The sequence below is a fragment of the Janthinobacterium sp. BCJ23 genome (genome assembly GCF_059617945.1).
Window position 1 is genome coordinate 63,557 of the sequence record NZ_JCAQAW010000012.1, and the last position, 21,257, is coordinate 84,813.

18 protein-coding genes are annotated in these 21,257 nt (G+C 62.2%); 9 read left to right on the top strand and 9 right to left on the bottom strand.

Annotated features, from left to right (window positions below):
- Window positions 1-112: 112 nt before the first annotated feature.
- Window positions 113-2,779, top strand: a complete 2,667-nt coding sequence (locus AC54AG_RS26750; RefSeq protein WP_034749282.1) for a DNA topoisomerase III — start codon at window positions 113-115, stop codon at window positions 2,777-2,779.
- Between the two features lie 78 nt (window positions 2,780-2,857).
- Here AC54AG_RS26750 and AC54AG_RS26755 read toward each other — a convergent pair whose 3' ends face one another.
- The 4 genes from AC54AG_RS26755 to AC54AG_RS26770 form a co-directional block, all read right to left on the bottom strand.
- Window positions 2,858-3,577, bottom strand: a complete 720-nt coding sequence (locus AC54AG_RS26755; protein WP_070301619.1) for a hypothetical protein — start codon at window positions 3,575-3,577, stop codon at window positions 2,858-2,860.
- Between the two features lie 74 nt (window positions 3,578-3,651).
- Complete coding sequence (locus tag AC54AG_RS26760; protein ID WP_034749276.1) at window positions 3,652-5,049, bottom strand: alkaline phosphatase; 1,398 nt, start codon at window positions 5,047-5,049, stop codon at window positions 3,652-3,654.
- Window positions 5,050-5,078: 29 nt separating this feature from the next.
- Window positions 5,079-6,530: an alkaline phosphatase gene (locus tag AC54AG_RS26765; protein WP_080698501.1), complete on the bottom strand. Its 1,452-nt coding sequence runs from the start codon at window positions 6,528-6,530 to the stop codon at window positions 5,079-5,081.
- Between the two features lie 113 nt (window positions 6,531-6,643).
- Complete coding sequence (locus tag AC54AG_RS26770) at window positions 6,644-7,333, bottom strand: hypothetical protein (protein ID WP_338680757.1); 690 nt, start codon at window positions 7,331-7,333, stop codon at window positions 6,644-6,646.
- Between the two features lie 99 nt (window positions 7,334-7,432).
- Here AC54AG_RS26770 and AC54AG_RS26775 point away from each other — a divergent pair, with 99 nt between their 5' ends.
- The 5 genes from AC54AG_RS26775 (at window position 7,433) to AC54AG_RS26795 (ending at window position 12,068) form a co-directional block, all read left to right on the top strand.
- The gene (locus AC54AG_RS26775; protein ID WP_496632359.1) at window positions 7,433-8,350 is read left to right on the top strand and encodes a LysR family transcriptional regulator; all 918 of its coding nucleotides are present in this window, start codon (window positions 7,433-7,435) and stop codon (window positions 8,348-8,350) included.
- Between the two features lie 88 nt (window positions 8,351-8,438).
- Entirely contained in the window at window positions 8,439-9,308 is an 870-nt protein-coding gene (locus AC54AG_RS26780) for an MBL fold metallo-hydrolase (protein WP_034749273.1), read from the top strand.
- 20 nt (window positions 9,309-9,328) lie between these two features.
- A complete protein-coding gene (locus tag AC54AG_RS26785) occupies window positions 9,329-9,985 on the top strand; it encodes a DsbA family protein (RefSeq protein WP_496632362.1) in 657 nt (218 codons plus the stop codon).
- Window positions 9,986-10,078: 93 nt separating this feature from the next.
- Window positions 10,079-11,542 carry a catalase gene (locus AC54AG_RS26790; protein ID WP_496632364.1) on the top strand — a complete coding sequence of 488 codons (1,464 nt, stop codon included), beginning with the start codon at window positions 10,079-10,081 and terminating at the stop codon, window positions 11,540-11,542.
- A 142-nt stretch (window positions 11,543-11,684) separates the two neighbouring features.
- Entirely contained in the window at window positions 11,685-12,068 is a 384-nt protein-coding gene (locus AC54AG_RS26795) for a hypothetical protein (protein WP_496632366.1), read from the top strand.
- Window positions 12,069-12,120: 52 nt separating this feature from the next.
- Here the strand turns inward: AC54AG_RS26795 and AC54AG_RS26800 are convergent, their stop codons facing one another.
- The 4 genes from AC54AG_RS26800 to AC54AG_RS26815 form a co-directional block, all read right to left on the bottom strand.
- Window positions 12,121-15,699 (bottom strand): ABC transporter permease/M1 family aminopeptidase, encoded by a 3,579-nt coding sequence (locus tag AC54AG_RS26800; protein WP_496632368.1) that lies wholly within the window; start codon window positions 15,697-15,699, stop codon window positions 12,121-12,123.
- A gap of 10 nt (window positions 15,700-15,709) precedes the next feature.
- Window positions 15,710-16,603: an ABC transporter ATP-binding protein gene (locus AC54AG_RS26805; RefSeq protein ID WP_034749256.1), complete on the bottom strand. Its 894-nt coding sequence runs from the start codon at window positions 16,601-16,603 to the stop codon at window positions 15,710-15,712.
- Between the two features lie 170 nt (window positions 16,604-16,773).
- Entirely contained in the window at window positions 16,774-17,970 is a 1,197-nt protein-coding gene (locus AC54AG_RS26810; RefSeq protein ID WP_034749241.1) for an ABC transporter permease, read from the bottom strand.
- Between the two features lie 3 nt (window positions 17,971-17,973).
- Window positions 17,974-18,753: an ATP-binding cassette domain-containing protein gene (locus AC54AG_RS26815; protein ID WP_496632371.1), complete on the bottom strand. Its 780-nt coding sequence runs from the start codon at window positions 18,751-18,753 to the stop codon at window positions 17,974-17,976.
- A gap of 148 nt (window positions 18,754-18,901) precedes the next feature.
- Here AC54AG_RS26815 and AC54AG_RS26820 point away from each other — a divergent pair, with 148 nt between their 5' ends.
- Both AC54AG_RS26820 and coq7 read left to right on the top strand, forming a co-directional pair.
- The gene (locus AC54AG_RS26820; RefSeq protein WP_338680765.1) at window positions 18,902-19,333 is read left to right on the top strand and encodes a hypothetical protein; all 432 of its coding nucleotides are present in this window, start codon (window positions 18,902-18,904) and stop codon (window positions 19,331-19,333) included.
- 85 nt (window positions 19,334-19,418) lie between these two features.
- Window positions 19,419-20,063, top strand: coding sequence for a 2-polyprenyl-3-methyl-6-methoxy-1,4-benzoquinone monooxygenase (coq7, locus tag AC54AG_RS26825; protein ID WP_077399524.1), 645 nt, complete (start codon window positions 19,419-19,421; stop codon window positions 20,061-20,063).
- Window positions 20,064-20,180: 117 nt separating this feature from the next.
- Here coq7 and AC54AG_RS26830 read toward each other — a convergent pair whose 3' ends face one another.
- Window positions 20,181-20,603 carry an OsmC family protein gene (locus AC54AG_RS26830; RefSeq protein WP_034749235.1) on the bottom strand — a complete coding sequence of 141 codons (423 nt, stop codon included), beginning with the start codon at window positions 20,601-20,603 and terminating at the stop codon, window positions 20,181-20,183.
- Between the two features lie 225 nt (window positions 20,604-20,828).
- On the opposite strand from AC54AG_RS26830, the gene rplM reads away from it, so the two are divergent.
- On the top strand, window positions 20,829-21,257 hold the full coding sequence (rplM, locus tag AC54AG_RS26835; RefSeq protein ID WP_010393282.1) for a 50S ribosomal protein L13: 429 nt from the start codon (window positions 20,829-20,831) through the stop codon (window positions 21,255-21,257).

Below are 21,257 nucleotides of genomic sequence, written 5' to 3' on the forward strand. Positions count from 1 at the left end.
ACAAGACCACAAGTCACTGTGCCTTGCGCAGACAAAAGCGTCGGCGCCTGGCAATGCACTGTATGATGCGCATGCTGAAACTATCCTAGAGCATTTTTCGAGACTAAAAAATATGACAAAAACCCTCATCATCGCCGAGAAGCCTTCTGTCGCGAACGATATCGCGAAGACGCTTGGCGGCTTTACCAAGCACGATGAGTACTTTGAATCGGATGAATACGTCCTGTCGTCGGCGGTCGGCCACTTGCTGGAGATCGCCGTACCGGAAGAATTCGACGTGAAGCGCGGCAAATGGAGTTTCGCGCACTTGCCGATGATTCCACCGTATTTCGCGCTGAACCCGATCGCCAAGACGGAAGCGCGCCTCAAAGTATTAAACAAGCTGATCAAACGCAAAGACGTCACCACCCTCATCAACGCATGCGATGCGGGGCGCGAAGGCGAGCTGATTTTCCGCCTGATCGCGCAAAACGCGAAAGCCAAGCAACCGGTCAAGCGCCTGTGGCTGCAGTCGATGACGCCGGGCGCCATCCGCGATGGTTTCTCGCACCTGCGCAGCGACGAAGAAATGCTGCCGCTGGCCGACGCGGCCCGCTGCCGTTCGGAAGCCGATTGGCTGATCGGTATCAATGGCACGCGCGCCATGACGGCGTTCAATTCGAAAGAAGGCGGCTTCTACCTGACGACCGTGGGCCGCGTGCAAACGCCAACCCTGTCCATCGTCGTCGAACGCGAAGACAAGATCAAAAAATTCGTGCCGCGCGACTTCTGGGAAGTGCGCGCCGAATTCGTCTGCGCGGCCGGTATCTATGAAGGCCGCTGGCTCGACACGAAGTTCAAGAAGGACGAGAACGACCCCGAGAAGCGCGCCGAGCGCCTGTGGAGCAAGACGGCTGCCGATTCGATCGCCACCGCCTGCCGCGGCCGCCAAGGCATCGTCACGGAAGAATCGAAACCGACCACCTCGATGGCGCCTGGCCTGTTCGACCTGACCAGTTTGCAGCGCGAAGCGAACTCGCGTTTCGGTTTCTCCGCTAAAAATACCCTGGGCCTGGCCCAGGCGCTGTACGAAAAGCACAAGGTGCTCACGTATCCGCGTACCGATTCGCGCCACCTGCCGGAAGACTACATGCCGACCGTGCTGCAGGCGCTGGAAACGGTCAAGGAAAACAGCAACTATCACCAGTTCGCCAAGCAGATCATCGACAAGGGCTGGGTCAAGCCGAACAAGCGCATCTTCGACAACACGAAGATCTCGGATCACTTCGCGATCATCCCGACGACGATCGCGCCAAAGAATCTGTCCGAGCCGGAACAAAAATTGTACGACCTCGTCACGCGCCGCTTCATGGCCGTGTTCTTCCCGCCTGCGGAATTCCAGGTCACCACGCGCTACACGGAAGTGTCCGGCCATCAGTTCAAGACTGAAGGCAAGGTCATGACCAATCCGGGCTGGCTGGCCATCTACGGCAAGGAAGCATCGACGGACGCCGACAAGGAAAGCAATGGCAACGGCAACCTGGTGCCCGTCGCCAAGGGCGAGAAAGTGCAGACGGAAAGCGTCAGCGCCAACGGCCTGGTGACGAAACCGCCCGCGCGCTTCACGGAGGCGACGTTGCTGTCGGCCATGGAAGGCGCCGGCAAGCTGATCGACGACGACGAGCTGCGCGATGCAATGGCCGGCAAGGGCCTCGGCACGCCAGCGACGCGCGCGGCTACCATCGAGGGCTTGCTGACGGAACGCTATCTGATCCGCGAAGGCCGCGAACTGATTCCAACGGCCAAGGCGTCGCAGCTGATGACTTTGCTCAAAGGCCTGGGCGTCAATGAATTGACGGCGCCGGAGCTGACGGGCGAGTGGGAATACAAGCTGTCGCAGATGGAAAAAGGCAAGATTTCGCGTGAAGAATTCATGCGCGAAATCGCGCAGATGACGCAAATCATCGTCAAGCGCGCCAAGGAATACGACAACGACACGATCCCCGGCGACTACGCTACCCTGGAAACGCCATGCCCGAATTGCGGCGGCGTGGTGAAGGAAAACTACCGCCGTTTCGCCTGTACCAAGTGCGAATTTTCGATGAGCAAGACGCCGGGTTCGCGCCAGTTTGAAATCGCCGAAGTGGAGCAATTGCTGAAGGACCGCACCATCGGCCCGCTGCAAGGCTTCCGTTCGAAGATGGGCCGTCCGTTCGCCGCCATCCTGCGCATCGTGCGCGATGAAGAGATCAAGAATTTCAAGCTGGAATTCGATTTCGGCCAGAACGACGAGAGCGAAGATGGCGAAGGCGTCGATTTCACGGGCCAGACGCCCGTGGGACCTTGCCCCAAGTGCAACGCCGGTGTGTACGAAATGGGCCTGGCCTATGTGTGCGAACACAGCGTGGCCAAGCCGAAGACGTGTGACTTCCGCAGCGGCCGCATCATCTTGCAGCAGGAAATCTTGCCGGAACAAATGGCGAAACTGCTCAACGATGGCAAGACCGACCTGTTGCCTGGGTTCGTATCCCAGCGTACCCGCCGCCCGTTCAAGGCATTCCTCGTGCGCGGCAAGGATGGCAAGGTGAGCTTCGAGTTTGAAGAGCGCAAGGCCAAGCCGGGTGCCAAGACGAAGGCGGCAGCCGCCGAGGTCGAAGGCGAAGAAGGCGCGGCGCCAGCGAAGAAAACGGCCGTCAAGAAAGCGGCAGCCGTGAAAAAGGCGCCAGCGAAGAAAGCTGCGGCCGTGAAAAAGCCGGCCGCCAAGAAGGCGCCGGCGAAGAAAGCGGCAGCGGCCGAGTAATCGGGCGCCAGCCAAACAAAAGCCAGGGAATTCCCTGGCTTTTTTTACGTCCCGATTTTCTTGGCCTTAGTCTGACGCTTAGTCGAGGTAGTCCGAATACTCGCGCTGCGCGTAGTTTTGCAAATTCGCCCATGGCTGCGCCTTGCTGACGGTCGGCTGCAGCTTGACGTCGACCCGGCGGTAGAAGGTATTTGCGCGGTCGCCGCTTTCGATGATCAGCGGAATCTGCTTTTGCTCATCCCACAGAATGCGCTGGAACACGCCATTCTTTTCCACTTCGCGCCAGCGCGCGCCCGTCACGTTCGACGCCTGTTTCGACAGTGGCATGGCGGCCACCAGTTTCGGGTCCAGCAGATAAAAACTGTTTTCCCAGGAGCCGTCGAAATTGACATTTTCGTACTCGGCTTTCGGGATGGAAACGACGATCTTGTCATGCGCATCGATGTATTCCACGCGCACGGTGTTCTTTTCCAGCATCACGTGGCGCGGGATCAGCACGGGATTGAAGTGCTTGTGCTCATGCTGCGTGGCCTTCAGTGCTACTTTCTTGTTCTCGCCGTGGTTGTGGCCCGCATGCGCGTCCGTCGACGGCGCCAGCACGCGCTCGACCCACACGTGGCCGGGGCGGCGCAGCATCTTTTCTTCGTAGCGGCTCTCGCGCGTCACGCCTTCGGGCGTCAGGACGCGGCTGTAATAGGTGATGCCCAGGTCCAGGTCGGCAGGAGCGGAAGGAGGAGCGGCTTGCGCGCTGGCGGCAAAGCCGGCGGCGAGGAGGACGGCGATCAGGGACGATTTCATGGTGTTGCCTTTACGTGCAGAGGGGCGGAGGGCCTACGCCATCCGCCCCGGTGGGGTTACCGTGTTGATGTGGATCAGAAGCCGAACGCCGCCTTCAGCAAGTCAAACACCTTGGTGTTGTCGAGGGTGCCCTTGAAGGTCTTCGCGCCGGCGCCCGTGGCCAGCAGCTTGACGTCGCCGCCGCCGTGGGTTTCGCTGGCCAGGCGCACACCCGTTTCTTGCAGGTAGTTGTCTTTCAGGGCCGTGGCGCTGTCGACGTTGCTGCGCAGGGCAGGGCGGTTCGGGCCGTTGCCGAACACCAGGGTGGTGTAGGTATTGCCATCGGCATCCTTGCTCGGCTGGTTATCCTTGTAGCCGCGATTGATGTCGAGGATATTGTTGCCGCGCTTGCCATAGCCGTTGAAGGCCAGGGTGTGGTCATGGTCGGCCGTGACGACGATCAGGGTATTGGCCAGGGTCGGATCGGTTTCCTTGATCTTGGCGATGGCGGCCTTGATGGCGTCGTCGAAGGCGATGGTGTCCGTCAGCGCGCGCTTGGCGTTGATGCCATGCAAGGCGTGATCGATGCGGCCGCCTTCGACCATCAGGAAGTAGCCGTTCGCGTTTTTCGACAGCAAGTCGATGGCCTTGAGGGTCATTTCCGACAGGCTAGGCTGGGTCGCGCCTTCACCCAGCGGTGGCGTGGCCGTGCGGTCCAGTTCATATTCCAGGTGGCTGCGGGTGCTGTACAGGCCGATGAATTTCTTGCCGCTCGGCGCCGCCGCCATTTCCGCTTTCGTCGCGGCCACGGTGTAGCCCTTGGCGGCAAATTCCGTCAGCAGGTTGCGGCCGTCGACGCGGCCGTATTTGTTGCTGGTCGACCAAGGGGTGAAGTGGTTGCGGCCGCCACCCATCAGCACGTCGACGCCATCGCCCAGGGCCGCGTTGTAGCCCGCGCCGCCTGGCGTCGCTTGCGCGGCGATCGCGTATTGCGCATTGCGGTTGCAGATGTGCGAGAACGTCGTCGCCGGTGTGGCGTGCGTCAGTTCCGTGGTGGTGATGGCGCCCACGGCCTTGCCCTTGGCTTTCGCCAGTTCCAGAATGGTCGGCACGCTCTTGCCGCCGGCCGGGCAATTGTCCACGCCCAGGTTGCCATTGGCGTCGCGGCCCGGTTCCTTGGCGATCGTGTCCTGCGCCATCGAGATGACTTCATTGTTCATCTTGACGCCGGTCATGTAGGCGGCCATCGATGGCGCGCTGTCCGTCGTCTGCGCATCGTTCGAGAACGTCTTGATGCGCGCCGTGCGCTCCAGCGTGTCCATCGTCAGGCTGCCGTCTTCGCCGTATTTGTAGATGCGCGATGCCGTCACGACGGACGGGCCCATGCCGTCGCCGAGGAAGAAGATGACGTTCTTGGCGTCGGCGGCGTAGGCGCTGGCAACGCTGGCGGCCACGAGCGTGGTCAGCAAGGAGAGTTTAAATGCAAGTTTCATGTGCTTGTCCAATGTTGATGTCTTGGGGATTACAGACCGCCGGCCGTCTTGACCAGGCCGAATACTTTGGTGTTGTCGATGGTGCCCAGGAAGGTTTCCGAACCCTTGCCGATGGCGCCCAGGAAGACGTCGGTGCCGCCGTGGGTTTCATTGCCGGCCGCCGTGCGGATTACCGCCTCCTGGTGGTAGGTGTTGGCGCTGGTGACGGTTTCATCGAGGCTGGCCATGGCGGCGCGGCTCGACTGGGTGCGGTTTTCGCCATTGCCGAAGCCGATGATCGAATACGGTGCGCCATCCAGGTCTTTCTCGACAGCGCCGGTCACGTAGTTCTTCACCACGCCCAGCACGCCAGGGTTGCCGGCAGCCGTCTTGCCCGTGCGCTTGGCGTAGCCGTTCAGCACCAGGGTGTGGTCATGGTCGGCCGTGACGACGATCAGGGTATTGGCCAGGGTCGGATCGGTGAGCTTGGCTTTGTCGATGGCCGCCTTGATGGCGTTGTCGAACGCGACGGTGTCTTGCAGCGCTTTCTTGGCCGTCGTTTCGTGCAGCGCATGGTCGATGCGGCCGCCTTCGACCATCAGGAAATAACCCTTCTTGTTCTTGGCCAGCACGTCCATGGCCTTGGTGGTCATGTCCGCCAGGCTAGGTTCCTTGGCCGCATCGCGGTCCAGGTCGTAGCTCATGTGGCTGGACGTGAACACGCCGAACAGGCGCTCCGTCTTGGCCGCATCGACGGCCTTGAAGTCGGTGGCGGTGTTGGCGACCGTGTAGCTCTTCGCTTTCAGTTCGGCCAGCAGGTCGCGGCCGTCGGAACGCTTGCCGCCATCCTTGAACGGCTTGAAGAATTGCGCGCCGCCGCCGAGGACGACGTCCAGGCCGGCCGTGCCCAGCGCGCTGTTGTAACCGGTGCCGCCCGGCACCAGGGCCGCGGCGATATCGTTTTCCAGGTCGCGGTGGCAGATGTGAGAATAAGTCGCGGCCGGCGTGGCGTGCGTCACGCGCGCCGTGCTGACGACGCCGGCGGCAAAGCCCTTGGCCTTGGCCAGTTCCAGCAATGTGGTGGCGGGCGTGCCGTTGCCGGTGCCGCATTTGTTGACCAGCTTGTTGCCGTTCGCATCCGTGCCCGGATCGATGGCGACCGTGTTGGCTGACATCGAGATGACTTCATTGTTCATCTTGACGCCCGTCATGTAGGCGGCCATCGATGGCGCGCTGTCGGTCACTTGCGCGTCGTTCGAGAACGTCTTGACGAAGGCCGTTTCCGGCAGGGTGTCCATGGTCAGCGCACCTTCTTCGCCCACCGAATAGATGCGCGCGGCCGTCATGGTGGTCAGGCCCATGCCGTCGCCGAGGAAGAAGATGACGTTTTTCGGCGGGGCTTCAGCCACTACCTCTTCTTTTTTTGCATCGCTGCCGCAGGCGGCCAGCATCAGGGTGATGGCGACGCTGCAGCCAGCGACGGAAATTTTTCTGCGTGTCATGTGGTTCATCCGGCTAGGTTTGAAAGAGCTAGCAAGATAACAATCCAATGTGACGCCATCATGACGCTGTGACACATTTGACACGTGGATGCGCGTCCGCCCGGCGTGTTGTTTTAGCGCACGTCCTCGGTGGAAAAGTACACCGTGCCGCGCAAGCGGGCCGTTTTTCCCGGTTGTGCGCGCAAGGCAGCTTGCAAGCTGGCGGCAGGAGTTTCCTGCACGCCGGTTTTCGCCACGACGACGTCGTCGTGCGGCGCATCCTGGGGGCTAGTCCAGGCGACGATATGCTCGAAATCGGGGCGGCTGTCGATACGCTTGACGAGGAAGCGCTGCGTGCCGTCGCCCACCTGCAGGTAGCGCGCGCTGGCGTGCGTGGCGGGGGCCGGCGACAGCTGGCGCATCAGCAGGACGCGCTCGACGATGATGGCGGCAGCGCCGTAGCCGGGTTCGGCTTTTCCATCCTTCTCGAAGTGTCCGCGCACCACCGTCGCCTGGAACTGGCGCAGCGGCAGCGGCGCGGCCGGCAGCAAGCGCGCCAGCTCGAAGTGTTCCGGTTCGAGGGTCCATAGTGCCGTATGGCCATCGAGCTGCTGGCGCAGCCGCGCATCGAGGACGGGGTCGGCCAGCCGCACTTGCAGCACCGCCTGGTAATCGTGCGGCGCATGGAACATCGGCAGGTGCGAGGCATACAGCCCTTGCTTGCCGCCAAACAGCACCATGCCATGCAAGCCCCAGGTCAGGGGCGCGGCGTGGGCGAGGCTGGAGGCGAGCAGGAACAGAGAAAGGAAGAGGGTGCGCAGCATGGGTTTCATCGATGAGTTGGAATGCCACGATGATAGGGGCGGTATCATGGACAGTACAGCAACCATTTTTCACTTTTTGTGTCCTGTTTGGAAATCATCATGAACATGAGCCTTGCCGACCTGCGCGTGTTTTGCAGCGCCGCGCGCCAGCCAACCCTGGGCGCGGCGGCGCTGGAATTGCACCTGACGCCATCGGCCGTGTCGAAAGCCTTGCGTCGCCTGGAGGGGGACATGGGCGCGCCCCTGTTTGACCGGAGCGGCAAGCAATTGCTGCTCAACGATAGCGGCCGTTTGCTGCTCGAGCGTGCGCGCACCTTGCTGGCGCTGGCCGAACAGGCGCGCCTGGACGTGATGGGCGAGCGGGGCGCCATCGATGGCCGCATCGCCGGCCCCGCCCTGCTGCTGTGGCGGCACGCGGATACCCTGGCGGCGGCGCTGGACGCCTATCCGCAGGCCAGCGTGCGTTTGCAACCGGCTTTCGAGGATGCGGCGCTGGCGGCCCTGGCGCGTGGCGATTGCCATGCGGCACTGGTAACGCAGGACGCCACCGCCCAGCGCGGCGCCGACTGGCCCGCCACCTGGCACAGCACGGCGCTGGGCAGCATGCGCATGCTGCTGGCGGCCGGGCGCGGCCATGTGCTGGCGCGCGGCGTGCCGGCAGCCTGCGCCTCCGTGCGCTGCGGCATGCGGGACGTCTTGCCGCACGCCTTCGCCAGCCCGACGCACTCTTTGCTGTGCGGCGAGGAGCGTGGCCGCCATGCCGATGGCTGGCGCGGCGTGGCCGGGCGCACCATCCGCTACTGGAGCGACGATGTGCAGTTGCTGTTGGGCTATGTGCAGTCCGGCCGGGCGCTGGCCTACCTGCCCGACTTCGCCGTGCGTGCGCACGATTTGCTGCAGGTCGAACTGGCTGGCAGCGTCGATTGCAGCGAACAAATCCTGCTCGTGTGGGATGGCGCGCTGGCAGGGCAGTGGCTGCACGCCTTGGCGCGGCAGTTGTCAATTCATCCGAATTGAGCAACAAACTATTGCGCTTTAACGGGTTTTTATACCGAATCAGGCAACGTAAGATGCAGTCATCCCAATCATCTTGTGAAGGCAGATCATGTTCTCCAAAACCATCAGCAGCGTTCTTGTTTCCACCGTGTTTGCCGCCGGCGCCGCCTCGGCCGCCGCCAGCGCACCCCTGACCCTGGAAGTATTCAACCCGGGCGAAGAGGCCATCTTCCCCGTCGCTTCCGTATTGGTCGCGGGCAAACATGACGCCGTGCTGATCGACGCGCAGTTTTCGCGCGCCGAAGCGCAAAAGCTGGTGGAGAAGATCCGCGCCAGCGGCAAGAAACTGACGACCGTGTACATCAGCCACAGCGATCCCGATTTCTACTTTGGCCTCGACGTGATCAAGGCCGCGTTCCCGCAGGCGAAAATCGTTGCCACGCCGGAAACGGTCGCCGAGATCCGCCGCAAGGCTGACGCCAAGGTCGCCTACTGGGGCCCGATCCTGAAGGACAATGCGCCGAAAAGCATCGTCATTCCGGAAGCGTTGAAAGGCAAGCACATCGCCCTGGAAGGCCAGTCGCTGGACATCGCCGGCCCGACGCCAGCGCGCACCTATGTGTGGATTCCATCGATCAAGGCCGTCGTCGGCGGCGTAGTGCTGTTTGGTAACTTGCACGTGTGGACGGCCGATACGCAAAGCGCGCAATCGCGCCAGGACTGGCTCAAGACCCTGGACGGCATCGCCGCCCTGAAACCGGTGACCGTCGTGCCTGGCCACTTCAAGGTCGGCTCGCCCCTGACGCCGGACAGCATCGGTTTTACGCGCGACTACCTGGTGACGTTTGAAGAAGAAACCGCCAAGGCCGCCAATTCGGCCGCCCTGATCGAGGCGATGAAAATGCGCTATCCGAAGCTGGGCCTCGATGGCGCTTTAGAAACCAGCGCGAAGGTAGCCAAAGGCGAAATGAAATGGTAAGCGGCAACAAGGAGGCTCACATGCCCACACTGCACTACATTTTCGACCCGCTGTGCGGCTGGTGCTACGGCGCCGCGCCGCTGGTCGAGGCGGCGCGCGCCGTGCCTGGCCTGACGGTGGCGTTCCACGGCGGCGGCATGATGACGGGTAGCAATCGCCGCCAGATCACGCCCGAATGGCGTGGCTATGTGCTGCCGCATGACCGGCGCATCGAGCAAATGTCTGGCCAGCCCTTCGGCGACGCTTATATCAACGGCTTGCTGAACGATACGACGGCCATGATGGATTCCGAACCGCCGATCACGGCCATCCTGGCAGCTGAAGTCCTGTCCGGCCAGGGCCTGGACATGCTGCAGCGCGTGCAGCGCGCCCATTACGTGGACGGCTTGCGCATCGCCGACCTGCCCGTGCTGGTGACCTTGGCGCAAGAGCTGGGCATGGACGGAGCCGCCTTCCAGGCCGAATATGCGCGGCAGGCGGGCGCCGCCACGCAGCGGCACATCGATGCCAGCCGCGCCTTGCTAGCGCAAGTGGGCGGCCAGGGCTTTCCCACGTTCGTGCTCGACGATGGCAGCGGCAAGCTGTCCGTGATCGATATCGGCGGCTTCCTTGGCCAGCCCGCGAAATTGCAGGCGCAACTGGGCGGCGTGTGCGATACACAAGGGTGTGCATTGTAAATAGCTATCGATTCGATAAAATCAATTATCTTTTCCTTTGTTGTTGACCTCGTTACACTAGTTCCATTAGTCAACAACGAAGGAAAAGCAGCCATGAGCCAACAGCCGCCATTCAGTACCGCCTCGGGCATCCCCGTCGCCGACAACCAGAATTCCATCAGCGCCGGCCCCCGCGGCCCGCTGCTGCTGCAAGACTTCCACCTGATCGAAAAACTCCAGCATTTCAACCGCGAGCGCATTCCCGAGCGCGTCGTGCACGCGAAAGGTTCGGGCGCCTACGGCACCTTTACCGTCACGCACGACATCTCGTCTTACACCAAGGCCAAATTGTTTGCCGAAGTGGGCAAGCAGACGGCCACCTTCGCGCGCTTTTCCACGGTCGGCGGCGAACGCGGCAGTGCAGACACGGAACGCGACCCGCGCGGTTTCGCCGTACGTTTCTACACGGAAGAAGGTAACTGGGATTTGGTTGGCAACAACACGCCGATGTTCTTCATCAAGGACCCGATCAAGTTCCCCGACTTCGTCCACACGCAAAAGCGCGATCCGCAAAGCAATCTGAAATCGGCCGAAATGATGTTCGACTTCTGGAGCCATGCGCCGGAAAGCCTGCACCAGGTCACCATGCTGTTCTCGGACCGGGGCACGCCGGACGGCTACCGCCACATGGATGGCTTCGGCAGTCACACGTATAGCCTGATCAATGCCGACGGCCAGCGCGTGTACGTGAAATGGCACTTCAAGACGCGCCAGGGCATCAAGAATCTGCCTGCCGCGCAAGCGGGCCGCCTGGCCGGCGCTGACCCCGACTACGCGCAGCGCGACCTGTTCGGCGCCATCGCACGCGGCGATTTTCCCCAGTGGGAAGTCAAGCTGCAGGTGGCGACGCAGGAGCAACTCGATGCATGGGAACAGCGCACGGGCTGGAACCCGTTCGATCTGACGAAAGTGTGGCCGCACGCGGACTTCCCGCTACTGCCGGTCGGTATTTTCGAGCTGAACCGCAACCCGGACAATTACCATGCGGAAGTCGAGCAGGCCGCGTTCTCGCCGGCCAACGCCGTGCCCGGCATGGGCTACTCGCCGGACAAGATGCTGCAAGGCCGATTGTTCGCCTACCACGACGCCCAGCTGTACCGGGTCGGCACGAACCACCAGCATCTGCCCGTGAACGCGGCACGCTGCCCCTTCCACAACCAGCAGCGCGACGGTGGCATGGCGATCCACAATGGCGGCGCGGCACAGAATTACGCGAACGTGGCGGCGGCAGGCAGCGCGCCGCAAGGGCTGGGCCATGGCGAGGGGGCGCTGGCGCTCGACGGCGGTGCGGCGCGCTACGATGGGCGCGGCGTGGAAGACGACTTTACGCAAGCCGGCAATCTGTTCCGCCTGATGTCAGCGCAGGCGAAGCAAAACCTGTTCGACAACCTGGCTGGTCCCTTGAGTCTGGTGCGGCCGGAAACCTTGCAGCGTCAACTCGGTCACTTCGACCGGGCCGATGCCGCCTACGGCGCCGGCGTGCGGGCCGCCTTGCAGGCGCGCGGCGTGGCGTTGTAAGCGTGTGGCAGGCGGAACAAGCTTGTTCCGCCTGTTGTTGATGCAGCACAAATTAGAGACGGATACTAAATATTGCCGTATGGACATACTTGCCGTCCATGCGTAGACTTGTCGGTCTGATCTGACTAGAAAGTCTTGCAATATGAATATCGCGAAGCTGTCGGTGCATGGGGACGACCCCACGCTCAAATCCATCCTCGAAGTCTTGCCCACCGATCCTGAACGCCAATGGCGCAAGGGCGAGGCGAAGGGCGCGAATCGCGTGCATCTCGATTCCGGCTTTGAAGTGCTGATCGCGCAGGCGCCCAAATCGCAAGTGTTGCCCTCGCGCATACGCAGCTACCTGGCCGAATGCCGTTCGCGCGGCGTCACGTTCACGATGCCGCGCATCGTGGCCGAGCTACAACTGGAGCTGAACGGCGACGACACGGTCGACGCGCCGCTCGACCTGTCGCTGGTCGACATGCAGCACCTGACGGAAATGGGCATCAGCCTGAGCCTGGTGACACGCTCCGCCCCAGCCTGACTCCCCTGTGATACCGAAGTGGCCGCCTGTATGCACGGGCGGCCATTGTTCGTCACGGCTCTTCAAGCTCGACGGTGACCATATTGTCGTCCGGCTTGCGGTCAATCAGCTTGTTGTCGGGATCGATGCCCGCCTTGCCGGGGCGGCTGCCGACGATGACGGTGTAGCTCGCCTGGCGGGCCGTCATGCGCAGGCGCTCGCGCAGCAGCGGATGGCCATTCGCATCGTCGACGCCGATCTCGATCCAGTCGTGCAGCGGCGCGTCGTGTTCCTCTCCCTGTTCGCCAGCCGTCAATTTGCCCGCCTGCACCTTGATGGTGACGGCGTACTTGCCATCGCCGCGCCTGGTGGCCGTGGCTGACAGGGCGCGGTTGTCGAACAGCACGATTTTCTCGAACAGGTCGTCGATCAGATAAGCCTGCTCGGGCGGCGTGACCTGGCGCAAGCCGGCAATCAGCGCCGTCACGCTCGCATACGGCGGGCCTTTCTGGCCATGGGTTCTGAGCAGGTCGCGCAGCACGCCGTTGACCTTGTCTTCACCGATGATATCTTGCAGCAAGTACATGGCCAGGCTGCCCTTGTGGTAGTGGATGTAGGCCTGGTTTTCATTCTCGGCCAGCGGCAATTCTTTCTTGCGCTCTTCGCTGCGCCCCATCAGGTATTGATTCAGGTCATAGCGCAGGAAGCGGCGCATCTTGGCCGGCCCCGCGGTTTTCTTCATCACCATCAGCGCCGAGTATTCGGCCAGGGTTTCGCTGAGCACGGTGGCGCCGCGCGTGTTGCCACCCACCAATTGATGCGCCCACCACTGGTGCGCCACTTCATGCGCCGTGACGTAGAACGGATAGTCGATGTCTTTCGGGTTCTTGTCGTCCACCTTGGCGATGAAACCGAGGCCTTCCGAGTACGGAATCGTGTTCGGGAACGATTGCGCGAACGTGGCGTAGCGGGGGAACTCGACGATGCGCAGGATCTTGTGCTGGTAGGGGCCGAAGTTCTTCGTGTAGTACTCGAGCGCTTCCTTGCTGCCGCGCACGAAACGATCGAGGTTGTATTCATGTCCCGGGTGGTAATACACGTCGATGGCCACGTCTTGCCAGCGCTCATGCTTGACGGCGTAGCGGGCCGACTGGAACGCGTAGAAATTCAGGATGGGCTGGTCCATCGTGTAGTGGAAGTAATGGCGGCCCTTGGCGATCCAGTCGTTGTCCAGCATGCCCGGCGCGATGGCCGTCTGGCCGTCGACGGTGCTGACGGTGGCGTCAAAGTTGATGCGGTCGGCGTCGTTGCTGACGTAATTGTCGGCCAAGCCCTTCGCATCGTCGCGCGGCAAGGCCCGTTCGCGCGCCGGCAAACCGTGTTTCTTGCGGTCGCGCGGGTCCGTCAATTCCTGCTGCGGCTGGTAGCCGATGTGCGGCAGCACGGCGTTCGTGAAGAAGGTGCCGTTGGCGACCACGGGGGTGTCCTGGCCCAGGCCGAAGATGCCGCGCGGCGCATAGCGGATGTCGAAATCGAGGCCCAGGGTGGCGCCCGGCGCCAGCGGCGCGGCCAGGCGGTAGCTGTAGAAGCCCAGCTTGCCGTCGTCGAGGCCGGGATGCACGCGCGCGTCAAAACGCAGGCGCATGGTGGCGGTCGGGTCTTGCTGCACAAAAATGTGGCTGATCGGCAGGCTGGTCTTGTTTTGCAACAGATAGCGGCCCGTGACGATGAGGCTGCGCTGTGCCGGGTAGATGGCCACGTCGAGTTTCACGTCGGTGATTCTCGGCTGCGGCGTGGCGGCAAACTTGCGGTACTGGCGCTCGATGCTGGCGCGGTCCGCATCGCGGGAAAACTCGGACTGGTAATCGTTGGCCACGTGGAAAACATAGAACAGCACGCCGCCGGCGAAGACGAAGATCAGGGCGCCGCCGGCAAAGCTGGCCAGCACGCCATGCGTGAGGCCATGGCGCGCCAGGCGCAGGCGGATGCGCCAGCTGTCCTGCGCGCCGCGGGGCCAGAACAGCAGCGACAGCACCGTCAGCATGACGGCCGCGCCGCTCCAGTACAGCAGGTACCAGCGCTCGCGCAACACAAAGTGGCCGGCGCCGTTCATGGCCGAATACACGACTTCCGGCGTGCCGCCGTACAGCAGCAGCGGGTCGCCCAGGCCCAGCGAAGAAAAACTGATGCTGGCGATGTGGTACAGAATCATGGCGAAATACGCGAGGTATTTCTGATTGATCAGCACCTGCACGAAGATGGCCAGCACGGCCACCAGCGCATAGTAGGGCAGGTGCGACAGGAACAGCGATTCCAGGTACAGGCCGGGGGCGAGGCGGTAATAGCCCTTGAAGACCTGGATCGACATGCCGCACAGCATGATGACCAGACTCAGCAAGGCTTGCAGGCCGACCAGCGCCAACAGCTTCGACAGCAGGGGCAGCCAGTTCGGCACGGGCAGGGCGTCGAGCATCAGATACGTGCCCGCTTCCCGTTCACGCCACACCAGCTCGCCCGCGTAGAAGGTGGTAATGATCAGCATGAACAGGGCGAACGAGGCGCTGACCATGTCCAGCACCTTTTCCGTCACGGGGTAGGTATTCGTGCCGTACATGGAACCCATGTCCAGCGCGCCCGCGTACATGGTCAGCACGCCGGCCAGCACGATGACGACAAAATAGATGTTCTTGATGGTTTCGCGCAGGTTCAGCCAGCTCATCTTGAGAAGCAGGGCGGCCAGGTTACGCTGCGCGAAGTCGGGCGTTTCCTGCGTGGACAGCGAGGCGTTCGACAGGCGCTGCGGCGCCTCGCCCTCGCTGCGGCGCCTGGCGGCGCCCGCGTCCGTCGTCGCGTGGAACTGGAAGCGCCAGTAGCCGAGCAGCAAGGCCACCAGGGCGAAGCCGGACCAGATGGCGCGGTTCAGCAGGTACACGCCTTCCAGGGTCACCAGGCGCGTGTTGCGCTCCGCGTTCGGCCAGTATTCCGTCAGGCGTATCAGCGCCGTCGTGCCGAAGGGGTCGATCAGTGCGGCCAGGGTCTTGTAGTCGAGGTCGCGTGCCAGCGACGGCGCCACCAGGTAGCCGATCAGCATCACCACCGAGCTGATGTACACCGGCAGCATGCGCCGCGTGAGTGCCGCGATGACGAAGAAGATGGCGCCGAAGATGAACAGGTTCGGCAGCAGGGTAAATACATACGGCATCAGGTAGGCGAGCGCCCGTTGCGGCCCCAGCCGTTCCGGGTCGATGCCGGGCAGCCAGGCGCCCAGCCAGGCACCGATGACGATGCTGGAAAACACCACGGCCAGCACCAGATAGGCGCCGAGGAAGCGGCCGAATACGTACTGGTATTTCTTGATCGGCGCGCTGAAGAAGAAATGCTGCATGCCGTATTCGAAATCCTGCTGCACCGAGCGGCCCATCATGGCGGCCACCACCACGGCGCCGAAACAGCCGAGCAGGCTGCACGTGAACGCCAGCGAGCGCGGCGCGTTGATCAGGAACTTGCCGCCGAAACTGATGCTCGCTTCCTTGAAGACGCCGCCGGCCGCCGCCATCCACAGCATGGCCAGCGCCAGGAACATGGCGAAATACACCCAGGTGGACAGCAGCTTGAGCCGCTGTCGCGCTTCAAAGCGGGCGATGGCAAACATGGCCGTCCCCTCAGTCGCACTGCTGGGCGACGCGGTGGCGCCCGGCAATGGTGGCGAAATACAGGTCTTCCAGGTCGCCGATGGCTTCCTCGAAGCCGTCGCCCGGGTCGTCGTCGCTGTAGACGTGGATCAGGGTACGGCCCGACAGCAAACGCGTGGAAATGACGGCGTGGCGCTGCTGGAAGCTGGCCAGCTCTTTCTTGTCGACAAAGCGCGCCCAGATCTTGCAGCTGACTTCGTCGATCAGTTCCTGGGTCTTGCCGCACAGCAGCAAATGGCCCTTGTTGATGATGGCCATGTTGGCGCACAGGTCGGCCACGTCGGACACGATGTGGGTCGACAGGATCACCGTCTTGTCTTCACCGATGTCGGACAGCAAGTTGTGAAAGCGCACACGCTCCTGCGGGTCGAGGCCGGCCGTCGGCTCGTCGACGATGATCAGCTTCGGGTCGCCCAGCAGCGCTTGCGCGATGCCGAAGCGCTGGCGCATGCCGCCGGAAAAGCCGCCCAGGCGCTGGTGGCGCACGTCGAACAGATTGGTTTGCTGCAACAGCCCGTCGACGACTTCGCGCCGGCGCGCCCGCTGCGACAAGCCTTTTAACATGGCGAAGTGGTCGAGCAGCTCGTAGGCCGTCACTTTCGGGTACAGGCCGAAGTCTTGCGGCAGGTAGCCGAGCATGCGGCGGATCTCGTCCTTGTCGTCGAGCACGTCGTAGTCGCCGAAGAAGATCGAGCCGGAATCGCATTCCTGCAAGGTGGCCAGGGTGCGCATCAGGGTCGACTTGCCGGCGCCGTTCGGGCCCAGCAAGCCGAACATGCCTGGCGGTATCGTCAGCGAAACATTGTCCAGCGCCACCACGCCATTCGCGTAGGTCTTCGACAATTTGCGGATCTGCAATTCCATACAACTCCTAACTCATGCGTTGCTGCCCGGTGCGACAGGGCTACTCTATGCTGGCATTGTATTGAATTTAAGACGTACTGGGCAGTTGCATGCGATACACGGCATTTTCGCGTGCCCAGAGTGCAGCCGGGCGGGGCGGATGGCGCCCCGCCGCGAGTCACATGGCAAGTTTAATTGCGGAATAACACCGATTCGCGGTTGAACCACCAGCGGCACAGGGCCAGCAGCGCGCCCGCGATCACCGTCGTCGAGGCCAGGATCACGCCGAACATGCGGTAATCCATGGTGCCCTTGACCAGTTCCTTCATGGCCAGCGACACATTCGTCAGCGGCACCATGGCCCACATCCAGTTCAGCTCGACGCCGGGCAGCATGGCCGCCACTGTGGGCAGGATGACGAACAGCATCAATGGCGTGATCATGCCGGCCGCTTCCTTGTAGCTTTTCGCGTAGATCGAGATCGACAGCAGCAGCGAGGCGAAGATGGCGGCCGTCGGCACCAGCATCAGGGTCACCATGGCCAGGTCGGGCAAGCCGATGCTGCGCACCATAACGGCCATGTTGCCTTCGAGCGAACTGCCGAAGATGGCCAGCAGGGCGCCCATGCTGCCCACCATCAGCACGGCCGAGGTCATGCCGACGGTAAACAGCACGAGGAACTTGGCCACCACGATGGCGCTGCGCGGCACGGGCGCCAGCAGCAGGGTTTCCAGGGTGCCCCGTTCCTTTTCGCCCGCGCCCAGGTCGATGGCCGGATACATGGCCGCCGTCAGGCACACCATCAGCAGCAGATACGGCAGCATGCCGCCGACGATGGCGCCCATCTGCTCGCGCTCGTTGGCCGTGGATTGCTTGTCGAGCACGATGGGGTGCAGGGCAAAGGCCAGCTGGGCCGGGCTCAGGTTCAGGGCCGACAGCGCGCTTTCGCGCAGGCTGGCGTTGTAGGCCTCGACGATTTCGCGCACCCGTTGCTGGGTCACGTCGACCGTGCTGGCGCTGTTGTAATGCAGGGTGACCTTGGCTTGCTGCTGTTGCTTCAGCGTCTCTTCAAACCGGGGCGGGATGACGACGGCGAACTTGATGCTGTCGTCGCCGATGGCGCGGCGGATGTCGCCCTCGCTGGCCAGCGGCACTTCGCGCAGGTTGTGCTGCTGCGCAAAACGCGCGCTCAAGCCCGGTGAATGGTCCTTGCCGAACAGCGCGTAGCGCATTTCCGCCGTTTTCGCGTTCTTGAACATATTGCTGGAAACATAAGCGAAGCCGCCAAAGATCAGCGGCATGGCAAAGATGGGGATGAGGATGGTGAAGATCAGCGTCTTGCGGTCGCGCGTGAGTTCCAGCAACTCTTTCAGATAAATGGTCCACATGGCTCAGGCTCCCTGGTTGATGACGCTGACAAAGGCGTCGTACAAGTCCGCGCTGCCGCCCAGGTGGCGCAGTTCGTTGACCGTGCCATTGAAGGCGGTGGTGCCGCGGTTGATGATGCAGACGCGGTCGCACAGCTTTTCCACCTCGTGCAGGTGGTGCGTGGAAAAGATCAGCGGTACGCGCAGCGCCTTGTAGCTGGCGATGAAGTCGAGCAGGATCTTGGCCGACATTACGTCGAGGCCCGTCGTCGGCTCGTCAAGGATCACCACCTGCGGCTCGTGCACGACGGTGCGGGCGATCGCGCATTTCTGCTTCATGCCCGTCGACAGCTGATCGGCCCGCTTGCCGCCGTATTCCTCCATTTGCAGCAGGGAAAACAGCTCGTCGCAGCGGCGTTTCAGCTTGTCGGCCGGCATGCCGTGCAGGCGGCCAAAGTACTCGACGTTTTCGCGCGCCGTCAGGCGGCCGTACAAGCCCGTCGAACCGGACAGGAAGCCGATGCTCTGGCGCGCCACCAGCGGTTGCTGCAAGACATCGACGCCGTTGACGAGGGCGCTGCCTGCGTCCGCCTGCAAGGCCGTCGACAGCAGGCGCAGGGTGGTCGTCTTGCCAGCGCCATTCGGGCCGAGCAGGCCCAGCACTTCGCCGGGAGCGCAGCTGAAACTGACGTCGCGCACGGCGTGGAACCAGCCCTCATGTTCGCGCGGATCGCTGACGTGCACGCCCTTGCCCTTGTGGGGCGGCATGCGGAAACGTTTTGCCAGGTGCTTGACCTCTATCATGTGCTTCATCCATTCAATGGTGAAGAACGAGAGTAGCATGCAAAAAATGTAACTTGCAAGGTGGAAATATCGTTTGGTCTATTGAAAAAAATAGCATCTTCATGCAAGCTGGCCCGGTGGGCGCCGGCGGACGGCGCGGGAGAGCGCAATGCAAACGATCGATCAGGCGATGCAGGACAAGGTACTGGCTGTGGCCCGTGCCGGCATGACCAGTGCCGAAGCCATCGGTTTCTTCCGCGTCAGCCTGGGGCTGTACTACCTGGCCGGCCTGATGACGGAGGAAACGCTCGATTTCAAGCAGATCGACGCGCAGTACAACCGTTTTATCTACCACTCCATAGGTGGCGGGCACAGCATCGCCAGCGTGCTGCAATTCATGAGCGGTGAAAAAGTCTTGCGCGTGCTGCAATCGGAACGTTTTCGCGCCGCGTTCGCCCAGCACTGCCCGGATATTCCCGTCGACAGCATTTCCTTCCTGATTTCATTGAACCTGGGCGTGGCGAAAAGCCTGTCCGGCCTGGACGCCGTCGGCCCCGTGGTGGACTGGATCGAGCAGGAAAAAGCGCGCACAAGTCAATAAAGCCCCGATCCCCCTGCGCGCGGCGTGGGGACGGCCGGCCGCTATCGTCCTATAATTCATGTTTTCCCTGACATGAATAGCCACGATGACCGCAAACCGCCATTTTGACCCCCTGGATCGTTTGATTGTTGGCGCCGACAAGGCCCTGCGCGTCATGGCGGGCGTGGCCTCGGCCTCGCGCCCCACGCCAGCCGCGCATGCGCCCGATGCGGAGCTAAGCCCGGCCGAACAGCGCCATAGCGCCGGCTTGATGCGCGTCAACCATGTGGGCGAAGTGTGCGCGCAAGCCCTGTACAACTCGCAGGCGCGCTATGCGCACAGCCCGGCCATCCGCGCCCAGTTCGACGAAGCGGGACGCGAAGAGGAAGACCACCTGGCCTGGACGGCCCAGCGCCTGACGGAGCTGGGCTCGCGTCTGAGCCTGCTCAATCCCCTGTGGTATGCGGGTTCGTTTGCGCTGGGCACCATTGCCGCACGCATGGGTGATGGCCGCAGCCTGGGTTTTGTAGTGGAAACGGAACGCCAGGTGGAAGCGCATTTGGCTAGCCACTTGCAGGAATTACCGCCGCAGGACGCCAAGTCGCGCGCCATCGTCAAGCAAATGGCCATCGACGAAGTGGAACACGGCGCCGCCGCCCAGAGACTGGGCGCCATCGACACCCCGGCGCCGGTGAAGGCGCTGATGGGGTTGATGGGCAAAGTGATGACAAAAACAGCGTATTACATCTGATACTTCTGCGTAGATCGGGTAGGTCGGATTAGGCCGCAGGCCGTAATCCGACAACATTGTTGGCGCCGGTAGTGTCGTCGGATTACGCGGGGCCTTGCCCCGCTAATCCGACCTACATCATTCCTCGATGATTTCGAAGGAATGCGTAATCTCGGCCGTCTTGGCCAGCATGATCGACGCCGAGCAATATTTGTCATGCGACAAGGCCACGGCCCGTTCCACAGCCGTCGGTTTCAGGGCCTTGCCCCGCACGGTGAAGTGGAAGTGGATCTTGGTAAAGACTTTCGGATCGGTGTCGGCGCGGTCGGCCTTCAGGGTCACTTCGCAGCCACTGACGGCTTCGCGTCCCCGCTTCAGGATCAGCACCACGTCATAGGCGGTGCAGCCGCCCGTGCCCAGCAAGACCATTTCCATGGGGCGTGGCGCCAGGTTGTGGCCGCCGCCATCGGGCGCGCCATCCATGGTCACCAGGTGGCCGGAACCCGTTTCTGCCCGAAAACTCATGCCCGACGGGCCATTCCAGCTGACTTTGCATTCCATCGTACTCTCCGAAAATTGTAAGCGTTTTGTATTGTAATAGAGGAATGCCCATCCATGTGCCGCCCGCCGGGCCGCAGCCGGCCTCGATTGCGGCTTGACGCGGCAAGGCAAAGCCGCTTATACTTGTCGGCTTTCCGTTCGCTCAGGAAAAGTAAATAAGGCAGAGTCCGAACAGCAACATCGTCGGAACCACCATTTGAGCGTGTAATCTATTAGGAAGTCAACATGAAAACATTTTCCGCTAAAGGACATGAAGTCCAGCGCGATTGGTTCGTGGTTGACGCGACGGACAAAGTCCTCGGACGTGTTGCCAGCGAAGTGGCACTCCGACTGCGCGGCAAACACAAACCAGAATTTACTCCTCACGTCGATACCGGCGACTTTATCGTCGTCATCAACGCAGGCAAACTGCGTGTGACCGGTACCAAAGCTACTGAGAAAATTTACTACCGTCACTCTGGCTATCCAGGCGGCATCTACGAAACCAACTTCCAGAAAATGCAACAGCGTTTTCCAGGTCGCGCGCTTGAGAAAGCGGTCAAAGGCATGCTGCCTAAAGGCCCACTCGGCTACGCAATGATCAAGAAGCTGAAAGTGTACGCGGAAGGTTCCCATCCGCACGCTGCTCAGCAACCTAAAGCACTTGTTCTCTAA

Excerpts from the sequence above, each read along its gene's own strand:
- AC54AG_RS26820 (WP_338680765.1), top strand. The coding sequence starts at position 18,902 with ATGCAAACGATCGATCAGGCGATGCAGGACAAGGTACTGGCTGTGGCC.
- AC54AG_RS26750 (WP_034749282.1), top strand. The coding sequence starts at position 113 with ATGACAAAAACCCTCATCATCGCCGAGAAGCCTTCTGTCGCGAACGAT.
- AC54AG_RS26815 (WP_496632371.1), bottom strand. The coding sequence starts at position 18,753 with ATGATAGAGGTCAAGCACCTGGCAAAACGTTTCCGCATGCCGCCCCAC.
- AC54AG_RS26785 (WP_496632362.1), top strand. The coding sequence starts at position 9,329 with ATGCCCACACTGCACTACATTTTCGACCCGCTGTGCGGCTGGTGCTAC.
- AC54AG_RS26810 (WP_034749241.1), bottom strand. The coding sequence starts at position 17,970 with ATGTGGACCATTTATCTGAAAGAGTTGCTGGAACTCACGCGCGACCGC.
- rplM (WP_010393282.1), top strand. The coding sequence starts at position 20,829 with ATGAAAACATTTTCCGCTAAAGGACATGAAGTCCAGCGCGATTGGTTC.
- AC54AG_RS26760 (WP_034749276.1), bottom strand. The coding sequence starts at position 5,049 with ATGAAACTTGCATTTAAACTCTCCTTGCTGACCACGCTCGTGGCCGCC.
- AC54AG_RS26795 (WP_496632366.1), top strand. The coding sequence starts at position 11,685 with ATGAATATCGCGAAGCTGTCGGTGCATGGGGACGACCCCACGCTCAAA.
- AC54AG_RS26765 (WP_080698501.1), bottom strand. The coding sequence starts at position 6,530 with ATGACACGCAGAAAAATTTCCGTCGCTGGCTGCAGCGTCGCCATCACC.
- AC54AG_RS26775 (WP_496632359.1), top strand. The coding sequence starts at position 7,433 with ATGAACATGAGCCTTGCCGACCTGCGCGTGTTTTGCAGCGCCGCGCGC.
- AC54AG_RS26755 (WP_070301619.1), bottom strand. The coding sequence starts at position 3,577 with ATGAAATCGTCCCTGATCGCCGTCCTCCTCGCCGCCGGCTTTGCCGCC.
- coq7 (WP_077399524.1), top strand. The coding sequence starts at position 19,419 with ATGACCGCAAACCGCCATTTTGACCCCCTGGATCGTTTGATTGTTGGC.
- AC54AG_RS26800 (WP_496632368.1), bottom strand. The coding sequence starts at position 15,699 with ATGTTTGCCATCGCCCGCTTTGAAGCGCGACAGCGGCTCAAGCTGCTG.
- AC54AG_RS26790 (WP_496632364.1), top strand. The coding sequence starts at position 10,079 with ATGAGCCAACAGCCGCCATTCAGTACCGCCTCGGGCATCCCCGTCGCC.
- AC54AG_RS26780 (WP_034749273.1), top strand. The coding sequence starts at position 8,439 with ATGTTCTCCAAAACCATCAGCAGCGTTCTTGTTTCCACCGTGTTTGCC.
- AC54AG_RS26830 (WP_034749235.1), bottom strand. The coding sequence starts at position 20,603 with ATGGAATGCAAAGTCAGCTGGAATGGCCCGTCGGGCATGAGTTTTCGG.
- AC54AG_RS26770 (WP_338680757.1), bottom strand. The coding sequence starts at position 7,333 with ATGCTGCGCACCCTCTTCCTTTCTCTGTTCCTGCTCGCCTCCAGCCTC.
- AC54AG_RS26805 (WP_034749256.1), bottom strand. The coding sequence starts at position 16,603 with ATGGAATTGCAGATCCGCAAATTGTCGAAGACCTACGCGAATGGCGTG.